Origin of the sequence: Chitinilyticum aquatile DSM 21506, from assembly GCF_000430805.1 — a bacterium.
Classification (GTDB): Bacteria; Pseudomonadota; Gammaproteobacteria; order Burkholderiales; family Chitinibacteraceae; genus Chitinilyticum; species Chitinilyticum aquatile.
In genome coordinates this window covers 1-20,375 of sequence record NZ_KE387260.1, presented here as the reverse complement: position 1 = coordinate 20,375, position 20,375 = coordinate 1, and the positions used below count along the sequence as shown (strand labels likewise).

At 60.9% G+C, this 20,375-nt stretch carries 14 protein-coding genes and 6 tRNA genes; 12 read left to right on the top strand and 8 right to left on the bottom strand.

Going from position 1 to position 20,375, the window contains the following annotated elements; translation table 11 throughout:
• Positions 1-23: 23 nt before the first annotated feature.
• The 8 genes from aroE (at position 24) to H559_RS0115610 (ending at position 9,454) form a co-directional block, all read left to right on the top strand.
• On the top strand, positions 24-842 hold the full coding sequence (gene aroE / locus H559_RS0115645; RefSeq protein WP_211230959.1) for a shikimate dehydrogenase: 819 nt from the start codon (positions 24-26) through the stop codon (positions 840-842).
• 77 nt (positions 843-919) lie between these two features.
• The gene (gene mtgA / locus H559_RS0115640; RefSeq protein ID WP_245579389.1) at positions 920-1,636 is read left to right on the top strand and encodes a monofunctional biosynthetic peptidoglycan transglycosylase; all 717 of its coding nucleotides are present in this window, start codon (positions 920-922) and stop codon (positions 1,634-1,636) included.
• 69 nt (positions 1,637-1,705) lie between these two features.
• Entirely contained in the window at positions 1,706-3,178 is a 1,473-nt protein-coding gene (locus H559_RS20765) for a serine/threonine-protein kinase (RefSeq protein WP_051279613.1), read from the top strand.
• Positions 3,153-3,980: a Stp1/IreP family PP2C-type Ser/Thr phosphatase gene (locus H559_RS0115630; RefSeq protein WP_028453439.1), complete on the top strand. Its 828-nt coding sequence runs from the start codon at positions 3,153-3,155 to the stop codon at positions 3,978-3,980. The genes H559_RS20765 and H559_RS0115630 overlap by 26 nt, the downstream gene beginning before the upstream one ends.
• Before the next feature lie 37 nt (positions 3,981-4,017).
• The gene (locus H559_RS0115625; protein WP_028453438.1) at positions 4,018-4,713 is read left to right on the top strand and encodes an FHA domain-containing protein; all 696 of its coding nucleotides are present in this window, start codon (positions 4,018-4,020) and stop codon (positions 4,711-4,713) included.
• Positions 4,714-4,720: 7 nt separating this feature from the next.
• Entirely contained in the window at positions 4,721-5,485 is a 765-nt protein-coding gene (locus H559_RS0115620; RefSeq protein WP_028453437.1) for an MBL fold metallo-hydrolase, read from the top strand.
• A gap of 32 nt (positions 5,486-5,517) precedes the next feature.
• On the top strand, positions 5,518-7,857 hold the full coding sequence (locus H559_RS0115615; protein WP_028453436.1) for a GspE/PulE family protein: 2,340 nt from the start codon (positions 5,518-5,520) through the stop codon (positions 7,855-7,857).
• 10 nt (positions 7,858-7,867) lie between these two features.
• Complete coding sequence (locus H559_RS0115610) at positions 7,868-9,454, top strand: HD family phosphohydrolase (RefSeq protein WP_028453435.1); 1,587 nt, start codon at positions 7,868-7,870, stop codon at positions 9,452-9,454.
• Positions 9,455-9,568: 114 nt separating this feature from the next.
• Here the strand turns inward: H559_RS0115610 and H559_RS0115605 are convergent, their stop codons facing one another.
• The 8 genes from H559_RS0115605 to H559_RS0115565 all read right to left on the bottom strand — a co-directional run bounded on the left by H559_RS0115605 (position 9,569) and on the right by H559_RS0115565 (position 18,512).
• Positions 9,569-11,197, bottom strand: coding sequence for a cyclic-di-GMP receptor FimW-related protein (locus H559_RS0115605; protein WP_028453434.1), 1,629 nt, complete (start codon positions 11,195-11,197; stop codon positions 9,569-9,571).
• The gene (locus H559_RS0115600; RefSeq protein WP_028453433.1) at positions 11,194-11,607 is read right to left on the bottom strand and encodes an HIT family protein; all 414 of its coding nucleotides are present in this window, start codon (positions 11,605-11,607) and stop codon (positions 11,194-11,196) included. Before H559_RS0115600 ends, H559_RS0115605 begins: the two co-directional genes overlap by 4 nt.
• A gap of 230 nt (positions 11,608-11,837) precedes the next feature.
• Positions 11,838-15,710, bottom strand: a complete 3,873-nt coding sequence (locus H559_RS0115595) for a DUF3683 domain-containing protein (protein ID WP_034641872.1) — start codon at positions 15,708-15,710, stop codon at positions 11,838-11,840.
• A 243-nt stretch (positions 15,711-15,953) separates the two neighbouring features.
• Complete coding sequence (locus H559_RS0115585) at positions 15,954-16,970, bottom strand: tetratricopeptide repeat protein (protein WP_028453431.1); 1,017 nt, start codon at positions 16,968-16,970, stop codon at positions 15,954-15,956.
• A gap of 131 nt (positions 16,971-17,101) precedes the next feature.
• A complete protein-coding gene (locus H559_RS0115580) occupies positions 17,102-18,124 on the bottom strand; it encodes a tetratricopeptide repeat protein (RefSeq protein ID WP_028453430.1) in 1,023 nt (340 codons plus the stop codon).
• A 104-nt stretch (positions 18,125-18,228) separates the two neighbouring features.
• Positions 18,229-18,304, bottom strand: a tRNA-Phe gene (locus tag H559_RS0115575).
• 28 nt (positions 18,305-18,332) lie between these two features.
• Positions 18,333-18,408: transfer RNA gene (locus H559_RS0115570), tRNA-Phe, on the bottom strand.
• A 28-nt stretch (positions 18,409-18,436) separates the two neighbouring features.
• Positions 18,437-18,512: transfer RNA gene (locus H559_RS0115565), tRNA-Phe, on the bottom strand.
• A 307-nt stretch (positions 18,513-18,819) separates the two neighbouring features.
• On the opposite strand from H559_RS0115565, the gene H559_RS0115560 reads away from it, so the two are divergent.
• The 4 genes from H559_RS0115560 (at position 18,820) to tuf (ending at position 20,375) form a co-directional block, all read left to right on the top strand.
• Positions 18,820-18,905: transfer RNA gene (locus H559_RS0115560), tRNA-Tyr, on the top strand.
• Positions 18,906-18,982: 77 nt separating this feature from the next.
• Positions 18,983-19,056 (top strand) — tRNA-Gly (locus H559_RS0115555).
• Positions 19,057-19,068: 12 nt separating this feature from the next.
• A tRNA-Thr gene (locus tag H559_RS0115550) sits at positions 19,069-19,143 on the top strand.
• Between the two features lie 41 nt (positions 19,144-19,184).
• Entirely contained in the window at positions 19,185-20,375 is a 1,191-nt protein-coding gene (gene tuf, locus H559_RS0115545) for an elongation factor Tu (protein ID WP_028453429.1), read from the top strand.

Here is a 20,375-nt window from a genome sequence, read left to right as displayed (position 1 = left end):
CTTTCGTTTTTCCGGCCCCCATCATGCGCTACGCCGTATTCGGCAACCCGATTGCCCACTCCAAGTCGCCGCAGATTCATGCCGCGTTTGCCGCCCAGTTCGATCTGCCCGGTTTCAGTTATGAAAAGCTGCTGGCGCCGCTGGATGATTTCGCCGGTAGCGTACGTGCCTTTTTTGATGCAGGAGGGCAGGGCGCCAATGTGACGGTACCGTTCAAGGAAGAGGCGTTCCGTCTGGCCGACCGGCTCACTGAGCGCGCAGCCGCTGCGCAGGCGGTGAATACGCTCAAGCTGCTCGATGATGGCTCGATTCTTGGTGACAACACCGATGGCGCCGGGCTGGTGGCCGATGTGCTGCGCCACACCGGCATCGCCGGCAAGCGCATGCTGTTGCTGGGCGCCGGCGGTGCGGCGCGTGGTGTATTGCTGCCGCTGGTTGCACAAGTACCGGCAGGCATTACGCTGGCCAATCGCACCGCTGCCAAGGCTGAGGGATTGATTGCAGAGTTTACCGGCAAGGCTGCCGGCATTTCGCTGCAAGGGTGTGGTTTTGCCGATCTGGCAGCCGGGTTCGATCTGGTCATCAACGCCACATCGGCCAGCCTTGCCGGCGAAGCCCTGCCCATACCCGCCAGTGTCTTTGCGAAGGGCGCTCTGGCCTACGACATGATGTACGGCAAGGATGAAACGGCGTTCCTGCAGCAGGCGGCCCGGGCCGGTGTGACGCAGCGCGTCGACGGACTGGGCATGCTGGTCGGGCAGGCGGCCGAGGCCTTCGCGCTGTGGACCGGTCACCGGCCTGCCGTCGATGCGGTCCTGACCGATTTGCGGGCGGCATTGTAATTTAAGGGTATATGACTGCAGCCATTTTATTTAATGGGCTGCGGAGTATTGGGTGCTTGGGTATATCAGGGGTGGCAATGGCAATGAAGGCGCTGCAGGGGCGGACGTTTGGCTGGTATCTGCGCAAGGCCGTGCTGGCTGTGACATTGCTGCTGCTGGTCTGGCTGTTGTGGATCTTTGCGCACGTCCTGGCTTGGCGCTGGGTAAACCCGGGCGAGACCTCGTTCATGGAGGAGCAGCTAGAGCGCCTGCAGGACCAGAATCCGGATGCGGAGTTGCGTCATCAGTGGGTCGAGTACGACCGCATCTCGCCCAATATCAAGCGGGCGCTGGTGGCGAGCGAGGATGCCAAATTCCTCGAGCATGATGGTTTTGACTGGGAGGCGATCCAGATCGCCTGGGAGAAAAACCAGAAGAAAGGCCGCATCGTGGCCGGAGGCTCGACCATCAGCCAGCAGCTTGCCAAGAACCTGTTTCTGTCGAGCAAGCGCACACCGTGGCGCAAGGCGGAAGAGGCGGTGATTACCGTGATGCTGGAAGCCCTGCTCGACAAGCAGCGCATTTTCGAGATCTATCTGAATGTGATCGAGTGGGGCGATGGCGTTTTCGGTATCGAAGCCGCGTCTCGCCACTATTACAACACCAGCGCCGCGCGCCTCTCCCCGGGGCAGGCTGCGAAACTGGCGTCCATGGTTCCCAATCCGCGCTATTTCGACAAGCATCGCAGCGACCGCAAACTGTTGCGCAAAACCGCCATCATCCTGCGGCGCATGCCTTACGCGGACATTCCGTGAGCATGCTCGCTGCCGTCCGTGCTGCGGAGCTGCTACGATGGCTGGCAGAACGGATCAACAGGGCAGTCTATGAGCAAGACATGGTGGCTTTCGGAGCGGGGTAGCGCGGTGCTGGCGGCACTGGTGCTGGCACTGATCTGGTTCGGCATGAGCCTGCCGCAGCCCGCGTGGGGGCTGCCTGCCTCGCTGGCGGTCTTTGCCGCCGTGCTGGGCTTGCAGTTGTTGTTGCCGCGCTGCAGCCTGCAACTGTCGGCCATGCTGCGTCTGACCGTCCTGCTGCTGATGCTGTGCACAGCAGTAATTTCCGCGGTATTCGAGCAATTCTGGCTGCCCTGGCCCGCTCTTGGTCTGCTCTTGCTGGGGATGCTGCTGCAACGGCTGACGCGCAGCAAAGGCGCGCTTCCCGTCGCCGGCCAGCTGGCGCGTGCCGTGCAGTTGCGGGAACAGGGCCAGCTTGACCAGGCGTGCGACCAGCTGCTGCGTCTGCCCTCGCAGGCCGATGTGCATGCCGAGCTGATGCTGCTGGCGCGCGCCTGCGAAGAGAAGGGTTTGCGCGGCCGTGCCGATCAGGTATTCCGCCATCTGGCGCGCCTTGCCCCGGATTTTCCCGGCCTGCCGGCGCACGCAGCGGGGAGCTTTGCCGCGCCGCTTATCCCGCCGCGTCCGACAGCCGCCAATGCGCGGCAGGTACTCGGCCGCTACCAGTTGCAGCGCGAGCTGGGCAAGGGGGCGATGGGCGTGGTGTATCAGGGCACCGATTCGACCATTGGCCGCGTGGTGGCGATCAAGACGATGGCACTGGCTGATGAATTCGAGGCCGACATGCTGGATGATGCGCGCCAGCGTTTTTTCCGCGAAGCGGAAACGGCTGGCCGTCTTGCTCATCCGAACATCGTGACGATTTTTGATGCCGGCGAAGCCGACGGCCTTGCCTATATCGCCATGGAGCTGCTTGCCGGCAGTACGCTGGAAGCGCATGCCGCTCCGGGGACACTGCTGCCGCTTGCCGATGCACTGGCCATCGTGCGCCAGATTGCGCTGGCGCTGGAATACGCGCACAAGCAGCAGGTGGTGCACCGCGACATCAAGCCGGCCAATGTGATGTACGACCCGGCAACGCGCAAGGTGAAAGTCACCGATTTCGGCATTGCCCGCCTTACCGACGCCAACCGCACCAAAACCGGGCTGGTGCTGGGGACGCCGTCGTTCATGTCGCCCGAGCAGCTGGCCGGCCAGCGCATCGACGGGCGCTCCGATCTGTATTCGCTGGGTGTGCTGCTGTATCAACTCACCACCGGACACTTGCCCTTCAACGGCAATTCGCTGGCCGAGCTGATGTATGCCATCGCCAATCTGTTGCCTACAGACCCACGCCACTACAATCGGGGGCTGCCGAACATGCTGGTCGCCATTATCATGAAGGCGCTGCAGAAAGACGCCGGCCAGCGCTTCCAGAGCGGAGCGCAGTTCGCGCTGGCGCTGGCCAGACTGGAGGCGCAGCTCAAAGGAAAAATGAATGCAGAGTCTCGCCCAGGTACTTGATATGACCGGCCTGACCGATACGGGTCAGGTGCGCGATCATAACGAGGACGCCATCGATTACGATGCCAGCATCGGCCTGATGCTGCTCGCCGATGGCATGGGTGGTTATAACGCGGGCGAAGTGGCCAGCCTGATCGCGGTCCAGGTCATGTCTGAGATGATGCGCGCCCAGATCGAGGCAACACCGCCGCATGTGCAGGCGGCGGGCAGCATGTGGACGGTGGCGCATGAAATGCTGCTGCTGGCTGTGGACCGTGCCAACTCGATGATTTATCAGACCGCAGTGGCGCACCCGCAATGCGCCGGCATGGGAACCACCGTGCTCGCCGCGCTCTTTTACAACAACCGCGTCACGGTCGCGCACATCGGTGATTCGCGCCTCTACCGCTATCGCGACGGACAGCTCGAACGTCTGACCAGGGATCACTCGCTCCTGCAGGAGCGCATCGATGCCGGCCTGATTTCACAGGAAGAAAGCCGCTATGCGCCGGACAAGAATCTGCTGACGCGCGCGCTTGGTATCGCACCGTATGTAGAAACCGAGGTGCAGGAGTTCGACGTGCGCCCGGATGATCTCTATCTGGCCTGCTCGGACGGCCTGACCGACATGCTGGACGACGAAAGCATTGCCCGTTTGCTCGGCATGCTGTCGGTCGATCTTGATCTGGCTGCGCAGAACCTGATCGAGCAGGCCAATATCATGGGTGGGCGCGATAATATTTCGGTATTGCTGACCCGCGTGAAACGCGATTTTTCTATCGATAACCCGTGGTGGCAGCGCATGGCCAGCTGGTTCGGCTGAGCTCCGGCATGCGCACGCACACTCTGGAAAATATGTGATGGCCAAGTTGTTACTCCGGCGCGAAGGCGCAATTCTCAAAGAATTCAGCCTCAACCGCCCGCGCACCACCATCGGCCGTCGCGCCGGCAATGATATCCAGATCGACAATCTGGCGGTCTCGGGCAGTCATGCCGCGATCGAGCGGCAAAACGAGCGCTATGTCCTGATCGACCTGGAAAGCACCAACGGCACGATGATCAATGGCCTGGCGATTCTGCAGCAGCCGCTCAAGCATGGTGATGCCATCCAGATCGGTCGAGCCGAGTTGCTGTTCCAGCTTGATGGCACCGTGTCGACGGCGGGTTTTGACAAGACCATGGTCATGGCAGCACCACTGGCCCGCCTAGCTGGCGTTACGGCCACGCGGGTCGAGGCCGATCCGGGCGTGGCCGCGATTCTGGCCGATACCGAACGTGCGGCGGCGCCTGTGCCGAAGGGGCGCCTCAAGCTGCTATCAGGTGCGCAGGCCGGGCGCGAATTGCCGCTAGTGAAAGCAAGCACGACCGTCGGCAAGGCCGGCGTGCAGGTCGCCATGATCATGCGGCAGCCGCGCGGTTTCACGCTGATGCATGTGGAAGGTGCGCAGCGGCCGCTGGTGAATGGCGTGGACATGGGCTTGCACTCGCACGCCTTGCAGAATGGTGATGTCATTGACCTGCTGGGGGTGCGCATGGCCTTCCAGCTCGACCGCTGAGGCAGCCATGGAATTACGCGTACTGGGTTGCAGTGGCGGAATCGGCGGGGCCAACCGCACCACGTCCTTCCTGCTGGGGCAGCATATTCTCATTGATGCCGGCACCGGCGTCGGCGACCTCAATTTTTCCGAGCTGTGCGCGATTGACCATGTCTTTCTGAGTCATGCTCACCTCGACCATCTGGCCTGTCTGCCGATGCTGCTCGATACGGTGCTCAGCACCCGCAAGAAACCGGTCACCGTCTATGCACTGCCGGCCACGATTGCGGTATTGCGCCAGCATCTTTTCAACTGGCACCTGTGGCCCGATTTCAGTGTCATCCCCGACCCGGAGCGGGGTATTCTCCGCTATCACCCCCTTGATGAGGGCTCTGGCGTGACACTGGATGGGGTATGTGTTACGGCACTGCCGGCACTGCACACCATTCCGGCCATCGGCTTTCAGCTCGACAGTGGTGATGGCTCGCTCGTCTACAGTGGCGATACGGTAGGCTGCCCGGAGTTCTGGCAGGCCGTTAATGCCATCCCGTGCCTGCGCGGCTTGATTATTGAAACGGCGTTTGCCAATCATGAATCAGGGCTGGCGGCCATGGCGCGCCATCTCTGTCCGGCCACACTGGCCAGCGAGCTGCAGAATCTGGCGACGGAAACCGAAGTCCTGATTACCCATCTCAAGCCGGCAGACAGCGGCCGGACGCTGCGCGAAATCCGCGAACTCGATAGCCGCCATTCCATACGCCCCTTGCTGCAAGGGGAGACCATTGAATTCTGACGGATTGCCTTCCGTCTGACTGCGAGACAAGCATGAGCGAGCAGCACCAATCTGCAGCTGATCTGGCCTTCCTGCGCGATCTGCAGGCCCTGACGACCCGCATCCATTCCTCCGGCCCGCTGGATGAAATCCTCACCGAGCTGGGGCAGGATATCTGCCGGGTATTCGCGGCTGAACGCGTCACGCTCTATGTCGTAAGCCCCGATGGCCGCGAACTGGTCGCCCGCATCAAGACCGGGCTCGAAGGGGTAAAGGAACTGCGCGTGCCGGTCAATGACCGCAGCATTGCCGGCTTTGCCGCCAACCACAAGCAGCTGCTCAATCTCGCGGATGTCTATGACGAGGCCGCCCTGCAGCGCCTGTCGTCCACGCTGCAGTTTCTGCAGGCCGTTGACCAGCGCACCGGATACCGTACACGCGAAATGCTGGTGGCTCCCGTGGTGCAGGCGAGCGACGGCGTACTGATTGGCGTGGTGCAGCTAATCAACAGCAAGACCGGCGCTCCCTTTGATGGCGGGCGGGTTGACGGTGTGAAGATGCTGGCCGAGACGCTGGCGGTGGCTCTGCGCCAGCGCCAGCAGTCGGCATTTCCCTTTGTGCCCAAGCACCGCTATCACGCGCTGCTCAATGACGGTATTCTTTCGCCGGCAGCCTTCCAGGTTGCCGTCAAGGAAGCGCAGAAAAACCAGCGCGATATCGAACTGGTGCTGCTGGAAAACTACGGCGTCAGCACCGCCCAGATCGGTGCCTCGCTGGCGGCCTTTTACGGAGTTCCCTACGAGCCCTGCACGGCTGGACGCAGCAAGCCGATGACGCTGCTGGCCCGGCTCAAGCGCGACCAGCTGCTGCAGGAGCAGTGGCTGCCGCTGGAAGAAAGCGATGCGGGTGTTCGCATCGTGTCGGCCGACCCCGAACTCACCCGCACGTTTGCCGGTCCGCAGCCCTGGTTCGAGGGGCGCAGGCTGCAGTTCTGCGTGACGACGCGCGCCGAATTCCTGCAGACAATTACCGCGTGGTTTGGCGATGTCGGGACGCTCAATGCGCCGCTGGTGCTGAACGACGAGGTGAACGAGGCTGAAGAGCAGGCCGCTGCCGATGCGCTGTCGGCAGCGCAGGACAACGAAGTCGTGCGGCTCGCCAACGAAATCATCCAGGAAGCCTACCGCAAGGGCGCGTCCGACATTCATATCGAGCCCTATCCGGGGCGCGAGAAAACGCTGATCCGTTTCCGCCGTGATGGCAACCTGATGGCGTATCGCGAAATCCCGGCCAGCTATCGCAGCCCGCTGGTCACGCGCCTGAAGATCATGTGCGACCTGGATATTGCCGAGCGCCGCAAGCCGCAGGACGGCAAGATCAAACTGAAGAAATTCATCCCGGAGCTGGATATCGAGCTGCGGGTGGCGACGATTCCGACCGCAGGCGGCATGGAAGACGTCGTGATGCGGATTCTGGCTGCCGGCGAGCCGCTGCCGCTGGAAAAGCTGGCGCTGTCCGATGGCAATCTGGCGCAGCTCAAAGAGGTGATCAGCAAGCCCTATGGCCTCTTCTTTGTCTGCGGGCCGACCGGCTCGGGCAAGACGACCACGCTGCACTCGGTACTGAAGTACCTCAATACGCCGGAAACCAAGATCTGGACCGCCGAAGACCCGGTGGAAATCACGCAGAAGGGTCTGCGGCAGGTGCAGGTGAACCCCAAGGCCGGCCTGACCTTCGCCAGTGTGATGCGGGCGTTTTTGCGAGCCGATCCGGACATCATCATGGTCGGCGAAATGCGGGATGCGGAGACGGCCGGCACCGGCATCGAGGCTTCGCTCACCGGCCACCTGGTGCTGGCCACGCTGCACACCAACAGCGCTCCCGAGTCGGTAATCCGTCTGCTCGACATGGGCATGGATCCGTTCAATTTTGCCGATGCCTTGCTGGGCATCCTGGCGCAGCGTCTGGCGCGGCGACTGTGTAAATGCAAGGAGGCTTATGTCGTCAGCGACGCCGAGCTGGACAGTATGGCCAGGGAGTATGCCGACGAGCTTCTTAAAATACCCGAGTGGCAGGAAGACAGGGAAGGTTGCATGCAGACCGTTCTGGCTGACTGGCGACGGCATTTTGGTCGTGATGGCAAGATCACGCTCTATCGCCCCAAGGGTTGCGCCGAATGCGGCAATACCGGCTACAAGGGCAGGGTGGGCTTGCATGAACTGCTGGTAGGCAGCGACCGCGTGAAGCAGCTGGTGCAGGAGCGCGCCCGCGTCGCGCAGATTCTGGCTGCGGCACTGGAAGAGGGCATGACCACACTCAAGCAGGACGGCATCGAAAAGGTGCTGGCTGGAATCACCGACATGGCGCAGGTACGCGCCGTGTGCATCAAGTAAGGACGCTGTCATGCTGAGCAACACCGCCCTGCGCGAACGTCTGGAACGCCTCAATGCCATCGGCATCGCGCTGTCCGGTGAAACCGACATTACCAGTCTGATGGAGCACATCCTCGTCGCGGCCAAATCGCTGGTGCATGCTGATGCGGGGACGCTGTATCGGCTGCGTGATGGCGAGCTGCACTTTGAAATCGTGATGACCGATCGCCTCGGAGTCGCAATGGGCGGCACCACCGGCAAGCCGGTGCCGATCCGTCCGGTGCCGCTGTATCACCCGGACGGCAGTGCCAACCGCAACAACGTGGTGGCCTGTGCCGTGCTGGAAGACCGCACGATCAATATTCCCGATGCCTATGAGGCGCAGGGGTATGACTTTTCGGGCACACGAGCTTTTGATGCCGCCAATGGTTACCGCTCGCAATCCTTCCTCACCGTGCCGCTGAAAAATCACGAACGGGAAATCATCGGCGCACTGCAGCTGATCAATGCACAGGATGAAACCGGCCAGACCACCATTTTCGATGAAGCCGACCAGCATCTGGTCGAGTCGCTGGCCTCGCAGGCGGCGATCGCGCTGACCAACCGTGACCTGATCCATTCGCTGCAGGAGCTGTTCGAAGCCTTCATCAAGCTGATCAACCTGGCCATCGATGACAAATCGCCGTATACCGGCGGCCATTGCCAGCGGGTGCCGGCGCTGACCATGCTGCTGGCCGATGCGGTTAACGCGACCCGCGAAGGCCCGCTGGCCGACTTCCACATGAGCGAGGCTGACCGCTACGAACTACAGATTGCCGGCCTGCTGCATGATTGTGGCAAGGTCACCACGCCGGTGCATGTGGTCGACAAGGCGACCAAGCTGCAGACGCTGTTTGACCGCATTGGCCTGATCGAAACGCGCTTTGAAGTCCTGAAGCGCGATGTCGAGATCGCCTGCCTGAAAGGCGACATTACCCCGGCAGAATATGATGCGTTGCTGGCGCGCTATGCCGACGATCTGGCCTTTCTGCGCCGCTGCAATGTCGGCGGCGAATTCATGCGTGACGAAGATCTGGTTCGCATCCGCGAGATCGCCGCCTATCGCTGGCGCGCCCCGGATGGCTCGGATGCGCCGTTTCTCAGCGATGACGAGTTGGCCAATCTGTCGATCCGCAAGGGTACGCTTACCGATGCTGAGCGACAGATCATCAACCACCATATCGAGGTCACGATCCAGATGCTGGAAAGCCTGCCATGGCCGCGGCATCTGAAAAACGTGCCCGAGTACGCTGGGGGCCACCACGAGCGCATGGACGGCAAGGGCTATCCGCGCGGGCTGACCCGCGAGCAGATGAGTGTGCAGGCGCGCATCATGGGGATTGCTGACGTGTTCGAGGCGCTGACCGCACGCGACCGCCCGTACAAGCACGGCATGAAACTTTCGCAGGCGATGACCATTCTGGCGCGCATGGTGGCCGAGCAGCACATCGACCCCGACCTGTTCGAGGTATTCCTGCGCGACAAGATCTGGCTGCAGTACGCTGAAACCTATCTCGAGCCGCAGCAGATCGACGAGGTGGATGCCGCCGGACTGCGGCAGCTGGCAGGGCTGGTCTGATCACCTGTGCGCTCCAGGCTGCACTGTCTCCGGGTGCGGCGGCTGGTGGACGATGTTGTGTGTGGGTATAGGGCTGCAGCCATTTTCATGAAAGGGCTTCAGCTCTATACATTTTCATGTATTGCTGCCCGCCGGCACGATATGGATACGCTCGTAGTCGCAGCCCCGCTCCAGAATCCGCTGCATGCGCAGCTTGTGCATCCCTTGCCCATCCCAGAGTTCAAGCACTCGTCCCTGGCGGAACCAGCCCAGCGGCTGGACCAGTGACAGCGGTTCCTTGAGCGCCGGCATGGCGGGCAGCAGAATCACACTGGTGTAGCCTTCCTGTCCCAGTCGCACGGCTTCGATCGTGCGCGCGGCGGCGGCACTGGGCAGACCCGGTAGCAGGCGGATTCCGATGGTGACCAGCTCGTCGCCGATTTCCAGCCAGCGCACCGAGCCGCACAGGCGCTGGCTTTCCAGCTGCACGGTCAGCAATTGCTGCAGTTGCAGCCGTTGCCCGCCAATGGCGCGCTGCAGACGCAGGCCCAGCACGCTCTCATCGAGCAGTTCCCATTCTTCCAGTATCGGGTTGCTGACTGCTGGCGCGACAAAGCGCGTGGTGGTTTGTCCGAACATCTGGATTTCCAGCAGGTCCCGGTTGCCATAAACCGGATTGTTTTGCACTGGCGGCGGTGCATAGCGCCCCTGTGCCAGCCACTGATGCTGGTTGGACAGGCCGCTTGACGCCAGCTGCAGGCTGGATTGCTTCTGCTTGCGTGGCAGCTTGCGGTCACCGGGGTGTTCGCACCAGTGACGGTAGAGTTCGCGCAGCAGTTGCTCGGCAGCTTCCGCAGACAGAGTACTGCCCAAGCCGAGCTGCTGGGGTGTTTCGCCCTGGCGGAGCAGCTTGATGCGCTTGATCAGCGATTGCGCCAGCTGCAGGGTATCGATTCCCAGTACTTGGCCTTCTGTCTCGCTGGCATCAGTGCGGCGCTGTGGTGGTGCAGGGGTATCCAGGTTGATGCGCAGCGGGTCGAATTTGCCCGGCGCCGCGGCATCACTGGCCAGGCGGGTGCGCGGAGCAAGCGTTTCAAGGACCGGATGCAGCCATTGCTGCTGGCGCTGGGAGAGCTGCTGCGGATTGCTGCTGGCGAACAGCAGGGTCTGGATGAACTGGCTGTCGCAGCTGCTGATACCGTTGGCGCTGCTGCGGCTGTCGCGCACACGCTCGCTGGCGAGCCCGCTTTGCAAGGCCAGACGGTAATGGACAAAGAGCTGGTTCCAGCAATCCTGCGGTACCAGCAGATAGACGAGGGCATAACTCATGACCATCTGCAGGCCGTAATAGAGTGAGCGCTCGGCCAGCAGCGCCTGATACTGTGCGACGCTGGCATCACCGACCGCCGCAGCACGCCAGCAGCCGGCATAGCCATCCCGGCAGAGCTGCCAGAGCTGCAGCATCGCCTGCCAGTGGGCATGTTCGGTCTGGCTCAGCGGCAGGGGCTTGCCCAGAATGCTCTTCTGCCAGTCTTCCTGAACCTGGTGAATCGTGTCGCGGAACTGCTCCAGCGTTTTCAGCTTATCCAGCGGTGGCAGCGTGCTGGCATTCATGCTGGCCAGCGCTTCCGACAGATCGGCATGGGCCAGCGGCGTGTTGATCAGCGGCAGCAGTTTCAGCCATTCGCGCGCGGCACGGGCATCGGCAAAGGGCGGTGCGCCCTTGCCGGCCGCAGGCAGGACGTCAAACAGATGGCCGCTCATGGCTGCAATGCCTGCAGCTGCTGGCGCAGCGCGGCAAGCTGCGCGTCCGTGACGCTGTGACTGGCCGCGCGTGCCGGCTGCGCCCAGACGGGAGCAGGGAAGTGCCGGTCGTCCTGCCAGCGCGGAATCACGTGCCAGTGCATGTGCGGCACCATATTGCCGAGGCTGGCGAGGTTGATCTTGTCGACATCCAGTGTTGCGCGCAGTGCAGCTTCAACCGCGTAGACCACGCGCATCAGTTCATCGCGCTCACCTTGGGCAAGGTCGCTCATCTCGGCTGCATGCCTTGTCAGAATGACGCGACAGAAGCCGGGGTAGTCAGGTTCGTCGGCCAGCACCACACGGCAGAGATCGCTCTGCCAGAGCAGTTCGCCGCCGGCTTCCCGGCAAAGAGGGCAGGTGCTGGACATGATTGCGTTTCCTTGATTGAAGCCGTTTCTATACCCGAGCATAGCCGCAAACCCAATAAGGTAAAACCGTAGGCTGCAGATCGGCCGGCCCGGCAGATGTGACAGCGGGCCGAATCGGCTTCGGCCCGCTGTCGGGGTGTTGCTAAAGTGTCATGTTTCTATCCGGTACAGCTGGCAGGCTGCTTTCTTGCCCGGTGACGCGCACCGGGCGAGGCCGGACTGTGGAGGGTTTACAGAAGCACGCGCTCGATGCCGCCGTTGCGTGCCTTTTCCACGTACTGTGGCAGCCACTGTTCACCCAGGATGTGCTTGGCCATTTCCACCACGATGTAGTCGGCCTGGGTGCCGGCGTCATCGTCATAGCGTTGCAGGCCCTGCAGGCAGGCCGGGCAGGAGGTCAGGATCTTGACCTCATCCGTGCCGCCACTGGCTGCGCGCAGCACGGCTGCGCCCTGTTCCATTTCTTCCTGTTTGCGGAAACGGACCTGGGTGGCAATGTGCGGCTGCGAGACGCCGAAGGTGCCCGATTCGCCGCAGCAGCGGTCGTTCAGATCAACCCGCTGCCCCATCAGCTGCTGCGCGGCATCCACACCCTTGATGGTTTTCATCGGTGTGTGGCAGGGCTCGTGATACATGTACTGCACACCCTTCACGCCGTTCAGTTTGACACCTTTCTCCAGCAGGTATTCGTGGATGTCGAGCAGACGGCAGCCGGGGAATATTTCCTCGAAGCGGTATTTCATCAGCTGGTCCATGCAGGTGCCACAGGACACAATGACGGTCTTGATGTCGAGGTAGTTCAGCGTCGTGGCCAGGCGATGGAACTGCACGCGGTTTTCCATCGTGATCTTTTCGGCCTTGTCGTTGTTGCCGCCGGCAGCCTGCGGGTAGCCGCAGCACAGATAGCCCGGCGGCAGCACCGTCGTCGCACCGACATGCCACAGCATCGCCTGCGTAGCGAGGCCAACCTGACTGAAGAGGCGCTCCGAGCCGCAGCCCGGGAAGTAGAACACGGCTTCGCTGTCTTCATTCGCCAGACGCGGATCGCGGATCACCGGAATCACGGTGCTGTCTTCCACGTCCAGTAGCGCGCGCGCGGTTTTCTTCGGCAGATTGCCCGGCATCGGCTTGTTGATGAAGTGGATGACCTGCGTCTTGATGTTGGGCTTGCCACCGGTGGTCGAAGGCGGCTGTGCCAGCACCGATTTGGCGAGCCCCAGCGACTTGCCGATGCGGTAGGCGAGGCGCTGGCCCTTGTAGGCCCATTCCATCGAAACCTTGCGCATCAGCTTGATGGTGGCCGGGTCCTTCAGATTCAGGAAGGCCATTGCCATGAAGGTGGTCGGATTGAATTTCTTCTTGCCTTCCTTGCGCAGGAAGTTGCGCATGGCAACGGTGACGTCGCCAAAGTCGATCTTCACCGGACAGGGGTTCACGCAGCGGTGGCAGACCGTGCAGTGGTCGGCCACGTCGCCCAGTTCCTCGAAGTGCTTCAGCGAAATGCCGCGACGGGTCTGTTCTTCGTAGAGGAAGGCCTCAGTCAGCAAACCGGTGGCCAGAATCTTGTTGCGCGGGCTGTACAGCAGGTTGGCGCGCGGCACGTGTGTCGTGCACACCGGCTTGCATTTGCCGCAGCGCAGGCAGTCTTTCACCATGTTCGAGATCGAACCGATGTCGGATTGCTCCAGGATCAGCGATTCGCTCCCCAGGAGCGAGAACGACGGCGTGTAGGCGTTGGTCAGATCCGAGCCCGGCAGCAGCTTGCCCTTGTTGAAGTGGCCGTTCGGGTCGACGCGCTGCTTGTAGGCCTCGAAGGGCGCCAGTTCTTCGCGCGTCAGGAATTCGTACTTGGTGATGCCGATACCGTGCTCGCCGGAAATCACGCCGTTGAGGTCGCGTGCAACCTGCATGATGCGCGCCACGGCATGATGCGCACGCTGCAGCATGTCGTAATCATCCGAATTCACCGGAATGTTGGTGTGCACATTGCCGTCGCCGGCGTGCATGTGCAGCGCCACCCAGGTGCGGCCCTTCAGCACCTTCTGGTGAATGGCGTGGACGGCGTCGAGAATCGGCTTGTCGGTGCGGCCGGCAAACAGTTCTTCCAGCGCCTGCTGCAGCTCGCGCTTCCAGCTCATGCGCAGCACGAAATCGCGCATCGCGTGGAAAACGCTCTGCGGGGTATCTTCACCTGAGCTTTCGCGCTCAAGGGCTGCAGATGGATAGGCGGTCAGGTATAGCTCGAACGACGCATCCAGATTGTCGTTGATCCATTGCCAGTGAGTGCGCGTGCGCGCGATCAGCTGCAGCGCGGTCTCGCCGCGATCACCGATCAGCTCTTCATGGCTCACCGGCGCATCACCAGCGTCGATCGGCAGCCGGCCCTGCTGGAAGAATTCGGTCAGCGTGTCGAGCAGTTCCAGCTTGTTGGCAATCGACAGCTCGATATTGATGCGCTCGATGGCGTCCGAATAATCGCCGAGTCGCGGCAGTGGGATGACCACGTCCTCGTTCACCTTGAAGGCGTTGGTGTGGCGCGCAATTGCGGCCGTGCGGGCGCGGTCGAGCCAGAATTTCTTGCGTGCTTCCGGTGTGACGGCGATGAAGCCTTCACCGACGCGGGCATTGGCAAGCCGCACCACATGGCTGGCGGCTTCGCCCACGGCGTTTTCGTCGTCCGACACCAGATCGGCGATCAGTACCATTTTCGGGCGGCCTTTCGACTTGGCCTTGGTGGCGTAGCCGACTGCACGCACATAGCGCCAGTCGAGGTGCTCCAGCCCGGCAAGCTGCACGGCCGGGTGCGCGTCGAGGTAATCCTTGATTTCGACAATCGCCGGCGTCGCCTGGGCGACGGTGCCGAAGAACTCCAGACACACGGTGCGGGTGTGTGCGGGCAAACGGTGCAGGATGAAGCGTGCGCTGGTAATCAGGCCGTCGGTGCCTTCCTTCTGCACGCCGGGCAGGCCGGCGAGGAATTTGTCGGTCACATCCTTGCCGAGGCCTGCTTTTCTGAACTGCTGGCCGGGAACGACGAGGGTCTCCTCGTTCAGGACCGTCTTGCCATCCGGCTTCAGCGTGGTGATGCGGAAGGTGGCCCGCGGGGCGTCGTGAATCTTGCCGAGGTTTTGGTCGAGACGCTCGATGAATTTCCAGTTGCCGTCCGGATCAACCATCTTCCAGCTGACCAGATTGTCCAGTGCGGTGCCCCAAAGCACGGCTTTCTTGCCGCCAGCATTCATCGCGACATTGCCACCGATGCACGAAGCATCGGCCGAAGTGGGGTCAACGGCAAACACGAGGCCTGCGTTTTCGGCGGCTTCCATCACGCGGCGGGTGACGACACCGGCGCCGCACTGGATAGTGGCCACTTCGTGATCGACGCCGGGGATGCGCAACATTTCGACACCGTTGTGACGGTCGAGCTTTTCGGTGTTGATGACGGCCGACATCGGCGTCAGCGGCACGGCGCCGCCGGTGTAGCCGGTGCCACCACCTCGCGGAATCACGGTCAGGCCCAGCTCGATACAGGCCGCCACGAGTGGCGCCATTTCTTCTTCCGTGTCAGGGCTGAGCACCACGAAGGGGTATTCGACGCGCCAGTCGGTCGCATCGGTAACATGCGAGACACGGGCCAGGCCGTCGAAGCAGATGTTGTCATTGCGGGTATGCCGCCCCATGCGCTTCATTACCTTCTTGCGCAGCGCAGCGATGTCGCGGAATTCGCGCTCGAAGTCGTCCACCGCGGCGCGGGTGCTGGCGATCAGCACGCCAACCCGTTCGTTGTCCATGCGGCGCTTTTCGATTTCCGAGAGGCGGTGATGCATGGCATCGGTGAGCAGCTGCAGGCGCTTCGGATTGTCCAGCAGGTCATCTTGCAGGTAGGGGTTACGCTTCACGACCCAGATGTCGCCGAGCACTTCGAACAGCATGCGGGCAGAACGGCCGGTCTTGCGTTCCTGGCGGAGCTGGTCGAGCACCAGCCAGGAGTCCTCACCCAGCAACCGGATCACGATTTCGCGATCGGAGAAGGAGGTGTAGTTGTAGGGAATTTCGCGCAGACGGTCGTGCGTGTGTTCAAGGATGACGCTGTGTTCGGTCATGGCAAACAGTCCGGGTGGCATGAATGGTGCAAAACGCGATTTTAAAGGAAATTCCCGGTCAGAAAGGTGCATTTTTCGTAGGGATTTGTTTTGCCGCAGAGCTGCCGGGTGCAAATGGCGCCCCGTTTTGCACGCAGTCGCCCGCTGCAGCTGGGCGGCTATTGCGGATTGCAAGTATTTCTGATGGGTATGCTGATGCAGCCCTTTCATTAAAAGGGCTTTGGGCTGATACGGCGAAGCGTATCAGGTGGATTCGAAGCGCAGCTCCATGGTGCACAACTCGTCATCACGCTGCGGTGCCAGTAGTTCCTTGCGCAGTTGCCGGGCCTGCTCCTGCAACTGTCGGGCTTCGTCGTGTTCGCCCAGTCGCTCGTTCAGTGTGATGCGGCTTTCGAGGACATTGAGCAGCAGGTGCTGGGCGGACAGGCTGCGCGCGAGCCGCTCTGCCGTGTGCAGCAATTCGGCTGCGTGGGTCAGATCGCCGCTTTGCAGGTAACAGCGTGCCAGCAGCATCTGGTTGATGCCTTCCGACCACTGCTTGGAGTGCAGACGGTTGATTTTCAGAGCCACCATCAGCGTCATGCGCGCCTTGTCGTGTTCGCCCTGCAGGAGCTGGATATTGCCGAGATGGCTGTAAATTTCGGCTTCGTATTCGTAATTCTGGTCGGCGCGCACCAGTGGCAGGGCTTCCTTGAGTATCTTGACCGCATCATCAAGGCGACCTAGCTGGATGAGGTCGGCGCCGATATTGATCATGATGCCGCTCTGCAGGTGGTAATCGTCAGAGCTGGCCGCCAGTTCTTCCGCTTCCTCGTGGTGGGCAAGCGCGGCGCGGAAATGCTCGTGGGCAAAATACAGCTGGCCAAGCCCGATGTGGGCCAGTACGCGGTCTTCGAGCCTGATGGCTGCATCCGGCATTGTCAGGCAGCGCTGCCAGTATTCGCGAGCGAATGGGTAGTTGCCAAGCGTGTAATGAACGCGGGCGGTGATCTGCAGGCCGTCACCCTCGGTCTGGCCAAGATCGTGCTGTTCGCCGAGCTGCGTCAGTTTTTGCAGGGTGACAAGACTTTGCCTTGAATTGCCGAGGATATGGTGGGCGTGTGCGAGGCAGCATAGCGCTCTGGCGTGCTGGGCGACATTGCCGCTTTGGCTGGCGAGCGACTCGGCATGCAGTGCCTGCGCAAGGGCTTCCGCACACTGGGTGCGGATCAGCTTGCGGGTACGGGCGAGCAGGCGGTCTAGTTCTGCGGAGTTACTCATGCCGGCGGAAGGGGGATCGATTGATCGACCGACGAGCATAGCATCCGTGTGCGGCAGGCGAATAGCTCCGGGTGCCGGGGCGCGCGATAGCTGTTGCGCAGGTGTGCAATCCATCCGGTTCGGGTGGCTGGCTAGTCATGGCCTAGCAGCTTTTCTTCCAGAGTCGCAAGTGTATCCAGTACTTCGGGGTTGACCATGCGCTGGAAGCATTCCTGATACCTGCGGTGGTAGCGGGCGCTTTCGGCGAAATTGCCATTTTCATGGTACATCGCGGCAATCTGGCGGTACACAAGGAACAAGTGGTGGCTGCAGTGCGCCTTTTCCGCGCGGTCTATGGCCTGAAGCATCAAGGCGAATGCCTCGTCGAACTGCCCGTCGCGCCGGAGAATCTGTGCGTGCGAGATGACGTTACTGACCTCGCTCCAGATGCAGATATTGGGCATGCTGGCCGCTTCATCGGCATACTGCCTGGCGCGGGCCGGATCGTTCTGCACCAGTGCCAGAAGCGTCATGTAATAGCAGACCTCACCCAGGTAGTTCAGATTCCCGGCCCTGCGGCTGAGGGCCTCGGCTTCGTCGAGTGCCGCGCGCATCTCGTCGTAGCGTTCGAGCTGGTTGTAATCGGCAGCGAGGTTGATGAGTGTGCTGGTCAGCAGATCGGTGGTCGTGCCGGCTTCGGCCAGTGATTTGGCATGCAGGTGGTGGCGCAGAGCGGCATCAAACTGGCCATAGGCGTAATAAATCTGCCCGGTGCCGATGTGCGCATAGATGCGCGCATCGTTGCTGAAGCGTTCATTGCTGTAATCCAGGCAGTCGGTCCAGTATTCCAATGCCTGGATATTTTCGCCCAGCGTGTAATGCAGGATACCCAGTTGTGCAAGCAGGTAGCCGTGTTCCGGATGCAGGTCGTGCGTCTCGGCAACCGTCAGGGCTTTCATCAGCCATTCGCCACCCTCGTGCAGTTCGCCACGGTCAAAAAGAAGCGACATGGCGTGGATGTTGCAGCGAATTTGCAGCTGTGGTTCGTTGATCCTTTCTGCCTGGCTTGCTGCGGTCACGGCCAGTCGGTAGGCTTCGTGCGGCGCGCGATAAGCCAGCTCGCGCGATTGCAGCAGAAGTGCTTCGATGGCTGTCGAGTCAGGAGTGGCGGGCATGGCAAGATTGATCCGGGTTTTAGGTGCGAATTCTATCTGCACTTAAGCACGTGACGCCATGTAATGAATACATGCGCTCTATGTGGATCTTTTGAGTGGGGGTGTGGTGGCCGGTCGCGGAATCGAACCACGGACACGCGGATTTTCAATCCGCTGCTCTACCAACTGAGCTAACCGGCCTTTGCCATGAATTGGCTGGGGGGGGGTGTGGTGGCCGGTCGCGGAATCGAACCACGGACACGCGGATTTTCAATCCGCTGCTCTACCAACTGAGCTAACCGGCCTTTGCCATGAATTGGCTGGGGAAGTGCTTGGTGGCCGGTCGCGGAATCGAACCACGGACACGCGGATTTTCAATCCGCTGCTCTACCAACTGAGCTAACCGGCCAACAAGAGCTGCGCATTAAATACCATGAGGCTCGCCCCGTCAAGGCTATCAAGCACTTTTTCTGAAAAATGCCTGAAAGTCGCTTGGCTTGAAGTGGGGCATATATATAAGCAAAAGTGAAATGGGCGATGGTGTATTTTCAGGTCGGCGGCAAAATTCGGGGTGGTTTGAGTCGATTAAAGTGGTTTGGGTTGAAAAATGTGCTTTCCAGTCATGGGTTTGTTGAATTGTTGGTCGTTTGTCTGCTTTATTTTGCGGTTTGCTGTTGACACATCTGCAGTGCTTGACCATAATGCGCATCTCTTTTGGAGGGGTTACCCAAGCGGTCAACGGGTCCGGACTGTAACTCCGGCGGCTCAGCCTTCGCAGGTTCGAATCCTGCCCCCTCCACCAGTTTCAATAGCGTGTGTGAAGTTTGATTGTAGTTCGTTGTACTGGCTGTGCTTGTCGTTAAAAGTGTGGCTGGCGCGGCGGGTGTAGCTCAATGGTAGAGCAGAAGCCTTCCAAGCTTACGACGAGGGTTCGATTCCCTTCACCCGCTCCAAAGTTTTGTGATGCCGTTGTAGCTCAGGGGTAGAGCACTCCCTTGGTAAGGGAGAGGTCGCGGGTTCAATTCCCGCCAACGGCTCCATTCAAATCTGTTGTCCAAATATCCCTTTAAGGAATACTTCGATGGCTAAGGAAAAGTTCGAACGGACGAAGCCGCACGTAAACGTAGGTACTATCGGCCACGTTGACCACGGCAAGACCACCCTGACCGCTGCAATCACCACCATTCTGTCCAAGAAGTTCGGTGGCGAAGCCAAGGGTTACGATCAGATTGACTCCGCTCCGGAAGAAAAGGCGCGCGGCATTACCATCAACACCGCTCACGTTGAATACGAAACCGAATCCCGTCACTACGCTCACGTAGATTGCCCGGGTCACGCTGACTATGTGAAGAACATGATCACTGGCGCGGCTCAGATGGATGGCGCGATTCTGGTTTGTTCCGCTGCTGATGGCCCGATGCCGCAAACCCGCGAGCACATCCTGCTGTCTCGCCAGGTTGGCGTTCCGTACATCATCGTCTTCCTGAACAAGGCTGATCTGGTTGATGATGCTGAACTGCTCGAACTGGTTGAAATGGAAGTGCGCGAGCTTCTGTCCAAGTACGACTTCCCGGGCGATGATTGCCCGATCATTACCGGTTCCGCCCGCCTGGCGCTGGAAGGTGATCAATCCGAATATGGTGAGCCGGCGATCTTCCGTCTGGCTGATGCGCTGGATTCCTACATTCCGACTCCGGAGCGTGCTGTTGACGGCGCCTTCCTGATGCCGGTTGAAGATGTGTTCTCCATCTCCGGTCGTGGTACCGTGGTTACCGGTCGAGTTGAGCGCGGTATCGTCAAGGTTGGTGAAGAAATCGAGATCGTTGGTATCAAGCCGACTGTCAAGACTACTTGCACTGGCGTTGAAATGTTCCGCAAGCTGCTGGACCAAGGTCAGGCTGGCGACAACATCGGCGCGCTGCTGCGTGGTACCAAGCGTGAAGACGTAGAGCGTGGTCAGGTTCTGGCCAAGCCGGGTTCCATTACTCCGCACACCAAGTTCGGTGGCTCCGTGTACGTTCTTTCCAAGGAAGAGGGTGGTCGTCATACTCCGTTCTTCAATGGCTATCGTCCGCAGTTCTACTTCCGTACTACCGACGTGACTGGTGCTGTAGAGCTGCCGGCTGGTACTGAAATGGTAATGCCGGGTGATAACGTGGAAGTGACTGTATCGCTGATCGCACCGATTGCGATGGAGCAGGGTCTGCGATTCGCTATCCGCGAAGGTGGTCGTACCGTTGGTGCTGGCGTCGTTGCCAAGATCATCGAATAA